Raw genomic sequence first — 12,437 nt, forward strand, 5'->3', positions numbered from 1 at the left:
AGCGAGACTATCGAGCTCCACCGCTTGCGTGACGTTTCCGCAGCGCCGGCCGTGGGAGGTGGGCTCGATACGCGGCCGAGGAGGTCAGTCCTCGTCGTCGAGTGAGGTGACCCCGGTGGTCACGGCCACCATCGGCAACTGTGGCCCGACGCAGGCGGCGGTGACGGTGCTGCCCGCCGCGAACCCACCGCGGCTCTCGCCGTTGCGCGCGACATCCGCCCGCAAACCGGCCTGTTCGCCTGAGCCGACCAGCGCACAGGTCCAGCTCTCCGACGCCGGTTGGCTGCTCACCGCGATGGTGCCTTCTTCCTGGGTGTCCGCCGACAGCGTCGGCCCCGCGGCGGCGAGCCCCGCACCGGTCCCGGCGACCACCACGGCGGAGCCGGTTGTCACGACAAAACGTACAGCGATCCGAAACATGCGATGTCTCCCTGTCATTGGTGCAGCCCCCTCGTCGGCAGTTTCCGCCTCGACGCCGTTCAAACCGACGGTCCAGCCCGGGCGCGACCGGCGACCGAACGGCAACTTCGCGCGCGATCCACCGACTAGGCATGCTGACCTGGGGTATGTCATTGACATGGACGATGGCCGCGCGACCGTGGGTGTGGAAGAAGAGTTCCTGCTGGTCGACCCGCGTACCGGCGCACCGTTGGCACGCAATGTCGAGGTGGCGCGTACGGCCGAGGACATCGGCATCGACCTGCAACTCGAGCTGACTCGTTGCCAGGTGGAGGTCAACACCGCGGTCCACACCGATATCGCCGCGCTGCACCGGCAACTGCGTGAGCTGCGGCGCGGTGTCTCCTCGTGCGCCGAGCAGAACGACGCGCGCTTGCTGGCAGTGGGCATTCCGCCGACCGTGCCGCATGAATTCCCGGTCACCCAGACACCGCGCTATAAGCGGATCGAGGAGAACTACGGTCTCCTCGCACATGAGCAGGGGTTGTCGGGGTGCCACGTGCACATCGGCATCCCCGATTGCGAGACCGCGATCCAGGTGAGCAACTATCTGCGGCCGTGGCTGCCGCAACTGCTGGCGATGACGGCGAACTCGGCGATCTACCGCGGCACCGAGACCGGATTCGCCAGTTGGCGCAGCATCTTGTGGCGACGCTGGCCCAGCGCCGGACCGCCGCCGTACTTCGAGTCCGCCCGCGACTACGAGGCGATGGTCGCGATGATGCTCAACAGCGGCAGCATCCTGGACAAGCAGATGGTCTATTGGGATGTCCGCCCGTCGGTGTCGTTCCCCACCGTCGAGATCCGGGTGAGCGATATACCCGCCACGGTCGAGGAGACCGCGCTGTTGGCCGCGCTGGTGCGCGCGATCGTCGTCATGGCGCGGAAGTCCTTGGCCGAGGGGCAGGTCGCGCCCGCGGTGCCCGCCGAGGTGCTGCGAGCGGCGTACTGGAAGGCGGCGCGTTCGGGACTGGTCGGAGACGGTGTCGACCCGCACGACGGCCAGGTGGCGCCCATCCGCACGCTGCTGCGCCGCCTGATCGACTACGCTGCCCCCGCCCTCGAGGAGGCGGGAGACCGCGAGTTCGTCGACGAGGCGTTCGCCCGTCTGCTCGCCCGCGGCAACGGTGCTTTCCGGCAACTGACAGCGTTGCGGGAGCATGGTGAGGTCGATGACGTCGTCGAAGAGGTGGCTCGCGCAACGCTCGAAGGGTGCTGAGCTCCCCGTGCTCGCGGGTCGTGCGGGCGGGAATTCGACCCGGTGGGATCGGTGTGCAGCTCAGCCGAGCGCGACCGTCGCCAAGTGCGGTGACGTCGGCCGCGGCGAACCGTTCGCCGGTTCGATCGTGACAACGAAGACGTCCGCCGGATCGAACCGGGTCGACACGCCGGCCTGCGGCACCGTGGTCAGCACACCCGCCGAGCGCACGGCACCCGTGGAGGACACCACCCACAGCTGATAGGCCCGTCCCGGTGGCGGCGCGGGCACCGCGTCGAACGTCACCGCGACGGCATGCAGCCGGTCCGACGTGCTCACCGTGAGGGTGCCCCCGACCGTCGGCTCGACCACGCGGGACCGCGAATCCGGTTGCTGCAGAATCTGTTCGGCGGTGACCCGCGCGGTATGATGCCCCGCGACCCGCTCGGCGACCACCACGGCGCCCGCACCGGCGCCGATGATCACGGCGACGGCGACGGCCAGGCGAGCCGCCCGCGGCAGGCGACCTGACACCGATCGGGCACCGTGCCGCCGGGATCGCGCACCCTGGCACGAGTCGTCGATCGCTCGGAGGATCTTCGACTCCAGCGTCGGCGGCGGATTCACCGCGTCGACCGCGCTCAGCGCCGCCAATGTCTCCCGCGCCCGGTGCACCGTGGCGGCGAATGCCGCAGCGGTCCCGGAATCGGCCTTCGCCACCCGGTTTTCGATGTGCCTGCGCTCGATCTCGGCCACCGCGTTCATCGCGTAGGGGTAGGCCAGGTCGAGCAGGTCGGTGCGGGACTGCTCGGTCTCGGTCATGATCCGCCACCTTCGCCGAGAAGAGCATCCGCGGCCGCCGGTCGCGCCTTCGCGGCTGCCTCGCGAACCCGGTACATCGGTGGCGACGAACCGCGGGCGCGGGCTCTCCCGCCATGGCGTCGGCTCTCGTGCTTTATGCCAACCCGCATGCCTTGACTTCGCGGCGCACCGCCTCATGGATTGGATTCCTCGCGATATTCGCCGCGATTCGGGTAGGCTGCGCCGATCATGCGTCACTGTCGGGTGCGCTGGTGAGCGTCGCGGGGGGCTTCAGCGGCCCGTACGCCGGACCACGGAGATCGCCGCAAGACCCGGTCGCCAATGCAGAGGGGAACACGGATGTCCGCGAGGCTGCCCGACGAGCGCGACACCCCGCTCGACCATGTCACCGTGACGCTCGGCTGGGACCCGGCCACGCCATCGCGCTGGTTCGGCCGACGGAAGGACATCGATCTCAACGCCGCCGCGCTGCTGTTCGCCGCCGACCGGCTCGCCGACGTCGTCTATCACGAGCGGCTCAGCTCGACGGACGGCTCGGTGCGGCTGCACGGCGACAGCATCACCGGTGAGGGCGAGGGCGACGACGAGATCATCACCGTCGACCTCACCCGGATTCCCGCCGAGGTCACGGCGGTGCTCTTCCTCGTCACCTGTTACACCGGGCAGACCTTCGAGCAGATCACCAACGCCTACTGCCGGGTGATCGACAGCGCCGCGGGTACGGAGATCGCCCGTTACGACCTGACCGGCGGCGGCGACCACACCGGCTTGGTACTGGGCAGAGTTCGGCGCTCCGACGGTGTCTGGCACTTCGACACCGTCGGCAAGGGTGTGCGGGCGCGGCATCCGGTCGAGGCGGTGCCGCTGCTCGCCGACTTCGTCTAGCGCGAGCACCGGCTTCGGCTGCGGCCCAATGCTTTCGCCGCCCAGCACTCCGCCATTGGGTAATCCGCATATCGTCCACTCGTGTCGCGGGGAACCTCCGGGCCGCCACCGCCGCAGCGCCGAAGACGCAGGCGCGGATGCCGTCCGATTGGAACGCCTGCACGCGGGTAGTCGCCATGCAGGAGGTGTGACATGCCCAAGGAATGGACGGAGAAGGAAGAGCGACAGTACGAGCACGTCAAGGACTCGTCGAAGAGCCGGGGCGCGAGCACGAAGCGCGCGAAGGAGATCGCCGCGCGCACGGTGAACAAGAACCGGGCGCAGGAGGGGAAGACCAAGACCGCGAGCCGGACCTCGACGCGCGACAAGTCCCCGCAGCAGCGTGGCGGCCAGCGCTCCGGACGCAGCGGGCCGAAGGGCCCGACCAGGGACCAGCTGTACAACGAAGCGAAGAAACGCAATATCAAGGGCCGCTCCACGATGACCAAGAGTCAGCTGGAGAAGGCGCTCGGCCGCGGCTGAGGCCGCCCGGTCCCGGCGGTCCTCGGCGGGTGCGGGAAGACGAGGCGGAGAACGCCGCTTCGCCGATACCGCGGAGTCGGTCGAGGAGTGCACGAGGACATCGAGGACAGGAGATGAAGATGAGCAACACCCGGCCGCCCGCCGATGGCGGCGCGGCCCTGCGCCGCGCCCGCGACACCGCCAGGGAGGAACTCGTCAAGGCGGTCGAAGAACTCGGCCACAAGCTCGATATGCCTGCGCGGAGCAAGGACAAGGCGCACGACGCCGTCGAGGCGACGAAGCACGCGGCATCCGAAGCGGCGCTCGCGGTCTCGGACAAAGCCGAGCATGCCAAGGCAAGCGCCGCGGATCTCGCCCACCGTGTTGCGGCGGCGACGCCCGCACCGGTGCTCGCGCGCGGCAAGCACGCCGCCGGAACGATGCGCGCGAACCCGATCCCGGCCGCCCTCGCTGCGGCGGCAGCCGCGGTGCTCGTGTGGCGAATCATGCGCTGGCGGCGATGAAGACCCTCTACAAACCACTCGGCCTGCTGATCAGTGTTCTCGGCGGCCTGGTCGCGAACGCGGGGTGTTCACCCGGGTGTGGACCCGGGGCACCGGCGAGGAAAAGGCTCCCGCCGCGACCGCGCGGAATTATTCCTGGCGCGAGGTGCTGTTCGCCGCAGCACTGCAAGGCGCCGTCTTCGGTTTGGTGAAAACGGCGATCGATCGCGCGGGGGCGGCGGGTTTCCGCTCGCTTACGGGCACTTGGCCCGAATAGCTCTGCTACACAGGGCTTTCTGTGGGCGTATGTCCGAGCTCGGACTCCGGTGTTGTACCGAGTAGCATGCCCGCAAGCCCGCCGCGAGTTCAGGACAAGGGTTTGTGCAAACCTTCCTCCAAGTGCCGCGATTCATCCCCTTCACAACGCCGCCGGCACGCTCCGCGCGGTGCTGCCGCAGACCGACGCCTTGACCGCGCCCGAAACGCGGCCTCATGCAGGAATCGCTCGACCGAATCGCCAGGAGGGGCAGCAGCTGATCCTGGTACGTTGCGCCGCTCGGCCCATCCGGCTGGCCGACCGGCGGTGAGTTGGCAGCATTGTTCGGATCTCCGACCACGACGACGTCACCGTTTTCAGCGAACGATCCGGTGACGGGACTACCGAACCACACGATGCGGTAAGTTGACCGGCGGAATGCTCGCTCTGCGCCGTGCCCGTGTGCACGCCGACGGCACGACCGCAGCGGAGGTCGACGTGGCGTACTCTCCAGGACACGCCACGGCACGGGAGGTGGATGGTGAGTTCCGAAAGCGCGCACCGGGCGCTGGAGGTCCAGGTGCGATCCGCGGACGACGTGGTGATCGTCACCGTGCACGGCGAAATCGACATGGCGTCCGCTCCGCGCCTGCAATCGGCACTCGACGAGGCGCTGCGTGATACGCCGCCCGCCGTCGTGGTGGATATGTCGAACGTCGGATTCCTCGGCTCCGCGGGCTTGAGCGTCCTGGTGGCGGCCTCGGAAGCAGCCGGTTCCGGCAGGTTGCGCGTCGTCCCCAGCGACGCGGCGCGCAGGCCGATCGAACTGACCGCGTTGGACCAGCTGCTCACGGTGTTCGACAGCGTCGAGGACGCGCTGGCAGTCGACGAGACCCACCCGCCGAGCTGAGCTTCGCGGCGCCGCGAACACATCCCTGCGGTTTCAGCCACGCATTCTCGGGTACCTGACCGGAGGTCGGCACCGTGTCGACTCGAGCACGCCGGGAGGAGGCCGGATGGCAGACAACCGCGAACACCGACTGGTGGGGGTGCCCGCGGTAGCGGCATTGGCGGATCTCGGATTCGCCTCGGTGGCGTCCGGAGTGATCGCCCGACGGCGGCCGGTGCTGGGCTTACTGGAACGCACCGGCGCCGATGCCAGGGCGATCGAGCGCGTGCGGCAGCTGCGCCGCGAATTCGGCTCCGGCCCGGTCGAGCTGGTGGTGCCGGGACGGCGCATCGTGGTGATTCTCGACCCGGCAGACGTCGGCCGGGTGCTCGCCGACGCACCGACCCCCTTTCACCCCGCCAATCGGGAGAAGCGCGCCGCACTGCGGCAGTTCCAGCCACACGGCGTCCTGCTCTCCGACGGTCCGATCCGCGCGCAGCGCCGAGCGTTGAACGAGGCCGCGCTCGACAGCGGCGAGCCGCTGCATCGTCTCGCCGGCCCCTTCGCGGCGGGGATCGCGGAGGAGGCGCAGGAGATGATCGTGTCGGCGCTGCATCGCGGGCACATGGACGCGCGGCACTTCACCACCCAGTGGTGGCGGCTTGTCCGGCGAATCGTGCTCGGCGAACGGGGACGCGACGACACCGTCCTCACCGACGAACTCGCCCGGCTGCGCTCGGCGGGCAACTGGTCGTTCCTGGCCCCGGCCCATCGCAGGCAGCGCGATCAGTTCACCAATCGCCTCTACCGGCATGTGGAATCCGCCCCACCCGACAGTCTCGCCGGTGCGCTGGCCGCGGTCCCCGCCGGCGGCGCCGTCGATCCGGTCGGGCAGATTCCGCACTGGCTGTTCGCCTTCGACGCGGCAGGTATCGCGCTCAGCCGCGCGCTGGCGGTGCTCAGCACCCACCCGGAGCACCATGCCCGCGCGCTGGACGACGCCGTCGATCCCGAGCGCGTCGAGGTGCGTGCCTATCTGCGTGCCTGCGTGCTCGAGTCGGTGCGGTTGTGGCCGACCACGCCCATGTTGCTGCGCGACATCACCGCCGACACGCAGTGGCGTGACGGCGACGAACGTTTCACCATCGCGGCGGGCGCCGCGCTGATGATCGCGGTGCCGGCCTTCCACCGGGACTCCGAACTGCTCCCCTTCGCCGACACGTTCGTCCCGGATATCTGGCTCGACGGCCGCGCCGAGCAGTACCCGCAACTCGTGCCGTTCAGCGCGGGCCCGGCCGATTGCCCGGGCCGCAACCTGGTCATGTTCGTCACGAGCACGCTGCTCGCGCACCTGCTGACCGCAGCGGACTTCCGGCTGCGGTCCACACCGCGGCCGAACCCGGACGCGCCGCTACCGGTGACCTTGAACAACTTCGGCCTCGACTTCACCGTCGAGCCGTGCATGACACAGACCGGCTAGCTTCCGGCCTTATCACGGAAGAGTTTCTTCCGCGAGTTCTGTCATGATCGAAGAATGCTGGAAACCTCCGCACGCCTGTTGCGGCTGCTGTCGCTCTTGCAGACCCGCCGCGACTGGACCGGGCCGGCGCTGGCCGAGCGGCTCGGCGTCTCCACCAGGACGGTGCGCACCGACATCGAGCGGTTGCGGACGCTGGGCTACCCGGTGCATGCAACGCCCGGCGTTGCGGGCGGGTACCGGCTCGGCGCCGGGTCCGCGCTGCCGCCGCTGCTGCTCGATGACGAGGAGGCCGTTGCGGTGGCGGTCGGACTGGTCACCGCCGCCAATGGCGCGGTCACCGGCATCGAGGAAACATCGCTGCGCGCGCTGGCGAAACTGCAGCAGGTGTTGCCCGCACGATTGCGGCACCGGGTCGAGACGCTGACTTCCGCCACCGTGCACGTGCCCGGTCGCGGAGAGCCGACCGTGGACGCGGCGGTGCTCACCGCGGTCGCGGGCGCGATCCGGGCGAGCGAACGATTGCGGTTCGACTACGAAACCCATTCGGGGACCTCGTCGCGACGGGATGTGGAACCGCACCGGATGGTGCACTTGCGTGGCCGCTGGTATCTGGTCGCCTGGGACGTCGCGCGCGACGACTGGCGCACCTTCCGCGTCGACCGGATCACGCCGAAGATTCCGAACGGTCCCCGGTTCACCCCGCGTGCCGTACCCGAGAAGGAGATCGCCGAACGGGTGCAACGCGGGGTGGACGCCGCTACGTGGCGCTATCGCGCGCGTGTGCGCATGGCCGCGCCGGCGCAGGCGATCCGGGCGCGCCTGCCCGCGGCGGTGGAGGTCGAGCCGGACGGTCCGCAGCACTGTGTGGTGCACGTGGGTTCGGACTCGCCCCAGCTACTGACGCTGTACCTGGGCCTCGCCGACGTCGACTTCGAAGTCTTGGACGCGCCGGCCCTCGCTGAACACCTCGCCGCCACCGCGGCACGATTCCGGCGCGCCGCGGGACAGGGATAGCGCCGGTACCAACGCATTCGCCGGACACGCGAGCGGCCGCGCTCGGCAACTGGACACCGAGCGCGGCCGACGCCGACACTCTCGCTCAGCCCCTACCGGCTCGCGCCCGCGGCCGCTCCGATCAGACCGCCCACCACGCAACCGGGGAAGACCCCGACGATGAAGAAGATGAGGCCCACCGCCGCCCCGATGGCGCAGCCGATCGCCAAACCCCCCAGCGTGGTCTGCGGGTCACCGATGAACCGCGGCGCGCCCAGCGCCGGGATGGCGGCTCCGACCGGTGTCAATGTCAAGGTCGTGGCGGCCGCATCGAGTTGCGGGGACACCTCGACGTGCCGGCCCATCGCGGTCTGCAGGGTCGTCGGCACCGACGCGACCACCTCGCCATCCGGGGCCAGCACCGTAATACCGTCCGGCGTCAGGGCGAACGTGCCGGAAGCGAGCGTGACCGTCGCACTCGACCGATCCGGCGCAACCGTCGCGGTATAGGCGACACCACGGTCGACGCCGCTGATCGCGGGGTCGGAGACCTCGGCCTGGCCGTACGCGGTCGCCGCCGTGACACCGGTGGCGGCAATGGTCAGCAGCGTGGTCGCAACCACTTTTCTGAGCTTCATGAGCCATCCCATCCTCAGCAGATTCGATCTGTCGTTACCTGGGTACAGCCGTGAAATACTAGCAATTATAGACATTCCGCATGACTATTTTCCGAACGCTGCAGATGCCCGGAATGTCTTGCAAGGTCGAGTATTTCGCGGCATATCCGGCCGATCAGGGGATGGAAATGCCCGCTACTCCAGTTCTCCTTCGGTCTCCAGGTAGACCTGGCGCAACCGCTCGAGCGTGTCCGGTTCCGGATGCTCCCACAGTTTCCGTTCGGCCGCCTCCAGCAGCCGCTCGGCAATGCCGTGCAGCGCCCACGGGTTGGACTGCTCCATGAACTTACGGTTCACGTCGTCGAATACGTAGCTCTCGGTGAGCTTCTCGTACATCCAGTCCGCCACGACGTTGGTCGTGGCGTCGTAGCCGAACAAGTAGTCGACGGTCGCCGCCATCTCGAACGCGCCCTTGTACCCGTGCCTGCGCATGGCCTCCAACCACCGCGGGTTCACCACGCGGGCCCGGAACACCCGCGAGGTCTCCTCGGACAACGTCCGGGTGCGCACCGCGTCGGGCCGGGTGCTGTCGCCGATGTAGGCCTCCGGGTTCTTGCCGGTCAGCGCGCGAACCGTGGCGACCATCCCGCCGTGGAACTGGAAATAGTCGTCGGAGTCGGCGATATCGTGCTCGCGGGTGTCGGTGTTCTTCGCGGCCACCGCGATTCGACGGTACGCGCCCCGCATGTCCGCCGCGGCGGGCGCGCCGTCCAGATCGCGGCCGTAGGCGTAGCCGCCCCAGGTGGTGTACACCTCGGCGAGGTCGTCGTCGGTGCGCCAGCTCTTCGAGTCGATCAGCTGCAGCAGGCCCGCGCCGTAGGTCCCCGGCTTGGAACCGAAGATGCGGGTGGTGGCGCGCCGCTGGTCGCCGTGCTCGGCCAGATCGGCTTCGGCGTGCGCGCGCACATAGTTCGCTTCGCCCGGCTCGTCCAAGCCGGCGACGAGGCGGACCGCGTCGTCCAGCAAGGCCAGTACGTGGGGGAAGGCGTCGCGGAAGAAGCCGCTGATGCGCACGGTGACATCGATGCGGGGACGGCCCAGTTCCTCGAGCGAGATCACCTCGAGCGTGCTGACCCGGCGGCTCGCCTCGTCCCAGACCGGCCGGACACCCAGCAGCGCAAGGACTTCGGCGATATCGTCGCCCGAGGTGCGCATGGCGGAGGTGCCCCAGATCGAGAGGCCGACCGACCGCGGGTATTCACCATGGTCGGCCCGGTACCGGTCCAGCAGCGATTCCGCCATGGCCTGGCCGGTCTCCCAGGCCAGCCGCGACGGTACGGCCTTGGGGTCGACCGAGTAGAAGTTGCGTCCGGTCGGCAGGACGTTGATCAGCCCGCGCAACGGCGAGCCGCTCGGGCCCGCCGGGATGAACCCGCCGTTCAGCGCGTGCAGCACCCGGTCGAGCTCCACGCCGGTCTGCCGCAGGCGCGGTACCACCTCGGTGGCCGCGAACCGCAGCACCCGGCGGACCTCGGGATTATCGGTGATGCCGTCGACCGCGTCCGGCGACCAGTCCGCCGCCTGCAATTCCGCGACGAGGGCGCGCGCGCTGCCCTCCACGGCGTCGACGCGCTCGCGCGCCTCGCTGCCCGACTCGTCGAGCCCGAGCGCTTCGCGCAGGCCTGGCACGGTGCGCTCACCACCCCACAGCTGGCGCGCGCGGAGCATGGCCAGCACGAGGTCGAGTTCGCCCTCCCCCGCGGGCGCCTGGCCGAGCACGTGCAGGCCGTCGCGGATCTGGACGTCCTTGATCTCGCACAGCCATCCGTCGACGTGCAGCAGCATGTCGTCGAAGGAGTCCTCGTCCGGCCGCTCGGTCAGGCCGAGGTCGTGGTCCATCTTGGCGGCGCGCATCAGCGTCCAGATCTGCTGGCGGATGGCGGGCAGCTTGCCCGGGTCGAGTGCGGAGATGTTGGCGTGCTCATCGAGCAGCTGCTCCAGCCGCGAGATATCGCCGTAGCTTTCGGCGCGGGCCATCGGGGGGATCAAGTGATCGACCAGCGTGGCGTGCGCGCGCCGCTTGGCCTGGGTGCCCTCACCTGGGTCGTTCACCAGGAACGGATAGATCAGCGGCAGGTCGCCGAGCGCCGCATCGGTGCCACAGGAGGCCGACATGCCGAGCGTCTTGCCAGGCAGCCACTCCAGGTTTCCGTGCTTGCCCAGGTGCACCATCGCGTCGGCGCCGAACCCTTCGGGGGCGCTGAGCCACCGGTACGCGGCCAGGTAGTGATGGCTGGGCGGCAGGTCGGGATCATGGTAGATCGCGACGGGGTTGTCGCCGAAACCGCGTGGCGGCTGCACCATGAGCACCACATTGCCGAAACGCAAGGCGGCGATGACGATCTCGCCGTCCGGATCGGACGAGTGATCGACGTAGAGTTCGCCGGGCGGCGGGCCCCACGCCTCGACGACGGCGTCGCGCAGGTCGCCTGGCAGGGTGCCGAACCAGGCGGCGTAGGCCGCGGCGCTGATGCGGATCGGGTTGCCCGCCAACTGCTCGGAGGTCAGCCAGTCCGGATCCTGGCCGCCGGCCGCGATCAGGGCGTGGATGAGGGCGTCGCCATCGTGCTCGTCCAGGCCGGGGACCTCGCCGGGCGCGCCGAGGTCATAACCGGCGGCACGCATTTCGGTGAGCAGGCGGATCGCGCTGGCCGGGGTGTCCAGACCGACGGCGTTGCCGATACGGGCATGCTTGGTCGGGTAGGCCGACAGCATGATCGCAACGCGTTTGCGCGCGGCGGGGATGTGGCGCAGCCGGGCGTAGCGGGTCGCGATGCCCGCGACGCGGGCCGCGCGCTCGGCGTCGGGGGCGTAGGTGGACAGCCCGTCGGCGTCGAATTCCTTGAACGAGAACGGGACGGTGATGATCCGGCCGTCGAACTCCGGCACCGCGACCTGGGTCGCGACGTCCAGCGGCGACAGGCCGTCGTCGTTGGCCTCCCATTGGGCGCGGCCGGTGGTCAGGCACAGACCTTGCAGGATGGGTACGTCCAGGTCGGCGAGCGCGCCGACGTCCCACGCCTCGTCCTCGCCACCCGCCGAGGCGATGGCCGGTTTGGTGCCGCCCGCGGCCAGCACCGTCACCACCAGCGCGTCGGCCCGGCGCAGGGTCGCGAGCAGCGCGGGTTCGGCGGTGCGCAGGGACGCGCAGAACAGCGGCAGCGGACGCGCGCCCGCCTGTTCGATCGCGGTGCACAGCGCGTCGACGTAGGCGGTGTTGCCCGCGAGATGCTGGGCCCGGTAGTAGATCACCGCGACGGTCGGGCCGTCGACCGGCACTGCCGCGACCCGGTCCAGCTCGCCCCAGCTGGGCAGCTGGATCGGCGGCTCGAAGCCGTGCCCGGTGAGCAGCACGGTGTCGGACAGGAAGTTGTGCAGCTGGCGCAGGTTCCCCGGACCGCCGGCGGCGAGGTAGTTGTGCGCGTCGGCCGCGACGCCGCCCGGCACGGTGGAGCATTCCATCAGCTCGGCATCCGGTGCGAGCTCGCCACCGAGCGCGACCAGCGGAACGCCGCTCGCGCGCAGCGCCTCCAGCCCGTCCTCCCACGCCCGCTTGCCGCCGAGGATGCGCACGATCACCAGATCGGCGCCGTCGAGCAGACCGGGTAGGTCGTCGACCAGCAGGCGGGCCGGATTTCCCCACCGGTAATCGGCGCTGCTGGCGCGGGCGCTCAGCAGATCGGTGTCGGACGTGGACAACAGCACAATCACGGTTGGCAGCCTTCCTCGGGTGACGCGCCCATCGGGGGTTCGCTGCTCGCCGGAGAGGGTCTG

The 12,437-nt window shown here is 69.7% G+C and carries 11 protein-coding genes and 1 pseudogene; 8 read left to right on the forward strand and 4 right to left on the reverse strand.

Annotated features, from left to right (window positions below; all coding sequences use genetic code 11):
• Positions 1–84: 84 nt before the first annotated feature.
• The gene (locus AB0M45_RS02285) at positions 85–393 is read right to left on the reverse strand and encodes a hypothetical protein (protein WP_364321984.1); all 309 of its coding nucleotides are present in this window, start codon (positions 391–393) and stop codon (positions 85–87) included.
• 184 nt (positions 394–577) lie between these two features.
• On the opposite strand from AB0M45_RS02285, the gene AB0M45_RS02290 reads away from it, so the two are divergent.
• Positions 578–1,678 carry a glutamate--cysteine ligase gene (locus tag AB0M45_RS02290; protein ID WP_364321987.1) on the forward strand — a complete coding sequence of 367 codons (1,101 nt, stop codon included), beginning with the start codon at positions 578–580 and terminating at the stop codon, positions 1,676–1,678.
• A 60-nt stretch (positions 1,679–1,738) separates the two neighbouring features.
• Here the strand turns inward: AB0M45_RS02290 and AB0M45_RS02295 are convergent, their stop codons facing one another.
• Complete coding sequence (locus tag AB0M45_RS02295) at positions 1,739–2,479, reverse strand: anti-sigma factor (protein WP_364321990.1); 741 nt, start codon at positions 2,477–2,479, stop codon at positions 1,739–1,741.
• A 339-nt stretch (positions 2,480–2,818) separates the two neighbouring features.
• Between AB0M45_RS02295 and AB0M45_RS02300 the strand changes: the two genes are divergently transcribed.
• From AB0M45_RS02300 to AB0M45_RS02330, 7 genes and pseudogenes are all read left to right on the forward strand, one after another.
• Positions 2,819–3,364 (forward strand): TerD family protein, encoded by a 546-nt coding sequence (locus AB0M45_RS02300; protein WP_364321993.1) that lies wholly within the window; start codon positions 2,819–2,821, stop codon positions 3,362–3,364.
• Between the two features lie 192 nt (positions 3,365–3,556).
• On the forward strand, positions 3,557–3,886 hold the full coding sequence (locus AB0M45_RS02305) for a plasmid stabilization protein (RefSeq protein WP_364321996.1): 330 nt from the start codon (positions 3,557–3,559) through the stop codon (positions 3,884–3,886).
• A 119-nt stretch (positions 3,887–4,005) separates the two neighbouring features.
• Positions 4,006–4,389, forward strand: coding sequence for a hypothetical protein (locus AB0M45_RS02310; protein WP_364321998.1), 384 nt, complete (start codon positions 4,006–4,008; stop codon positions 4,387–4,389).
• Positions 4,386–4,645, forward strand: a pseudogene (locus AB0M45_RS02315) (DUF4235 domain-containing protein). Before AB0M45_RS02310 ends, AB0M45_RS02315 begins: the two are co-directional and overlap by 4 nt.
• A gap of 520 nt (positions 4,646–5,165) precedes the next feature.
• Complete coding sequence (locus tag AB0M45_RS02320) at positions 5,166–5,534, forward strand: STAS domain-containing protein (RefSeq protein WP_364322001.1); 369 nt, start codon at positions 5,166–5,168, stop codon at positions 5,532–5,534.
• A gap of 106 nt (positions 5,535–5,640) precedes the next feature.
• Positions 5,641–6,993, forward strand: coding sequence for a cytochrome P450 (locus tag AB0M45_RS02325; RefSeq protein WP_364322004.1), 1,353 nt, complete (start codon positions 5,641–5,643; stop codon positions 6,991–6,993).
• Positions 6,994–7,047: 54 nt separating this feature from the next.
• A complete protein-coding gene (locus tag AB0M45_RS02330; protein WP_364322007.1) occupies positions 7,048–8,007 on the forward strand; it encodes a YafY family protein in 960 nt (319 codons plus the stop codon).
• Between the two features lie 92 nt (positions 8,008–8,099).
• Here the strand turns inward: AB0M45_RS02330 and AB0M45_RS02335 are convergent, their stop codons facing one another.
• Together AB0M45_RS02335 and cobN are read right to left on the reverse strand one after the other, a co-directional pair.
• Positions 8,100–8,624 carry a hypothetical protein gene (locus AB0M45_RS02335; protein ID WP_364322010.1) on the reverse strand — a complete coding sequence of 175 codons (525 nt, stop codon included), beginning with the start codon at positions 8,622–8,624 and terminating at the stop codon, positions 8,100–8,102.
• A gap of 174 nt (positions 8,625–8,798) precedes the next feature.
• Entirely contained in the window at positions 8,799–12,374 is a 3,576-nt protein-coding gene (cobN, locus tag AB0M45_RS02340; protein WP_364322013.1) for a cobaltochelatase subunit CobN, read from the reverse strand.
• Between the last annotated feature and the right edge of the window lie 63 nt (positions 12,375–12,437).

The sequence above is a fragment of the Nocardia sp. NPDC051787 genome (assembly GCF_040681325.1).
Lineage (GTDB): Bacteria > Actinomycetota > Actinomycetes > Mycobacteriales > Mycobacteriaceae > Nocardia.

Coding starts and splice junctions, on each gene's coding strand:
- AB0M45_RS02290 (WP_364321987.1), top strand. CDS start 578: ATGGACGATGGCCGCGCGACCGTGGGTGTGGAAGAAGAGTTCCTGCTG.
- AB0M45_RS02295 (WP_364321990.1), bottom strand. CDS start 2,479: ATGACCGAGACCGAGCAGTCCCGCACCGACCTGCTCGACCTGGCCTAC.
- AB0M45_RS02300 (WP_364321993.1), top strand. CDS start 2,819: ATGTCCGCGAGGCTGCCCGACGAGCGCGACACCCCGCTCGACCATGTC.
- AB0M45_RS02305 (WP_364321996.1), top strand. CDS start 3,557: ATGCCCAAGGAATGGACGGAGAAGGAAGAGCGACAGTACGAGCACGTC.
- AB0M45_RS02310 (WP_364321998.1), top strand. CDS start 4,006: ATGAGCAACACCCGGCCGCCCGCCGATGGCGGCGCGGCCCTGCGCCGC.
- AB0M45_RS02325 (WP_364322004.1), top strand. CDS start 5,641: ATGGCAGACAACCGCGAACACCGACTGGTGGGGGTGCCCGCGGTAGCG.
- AB0M45_RS02330 (WP_364322007.1), top strand. CDS start 7,048: ATGCTGGAAACCTCCGCACGCCTGTTGCGGCTGCTGTCGCTCTTGCAG.
- AB0M45_RS02335 (WP_364322010.1), bottom strand. CDS start 8,624: ATGAAGCTCAGAAAAGTGGTTGCGACCACGCTGCTGACCATTGCCGCC.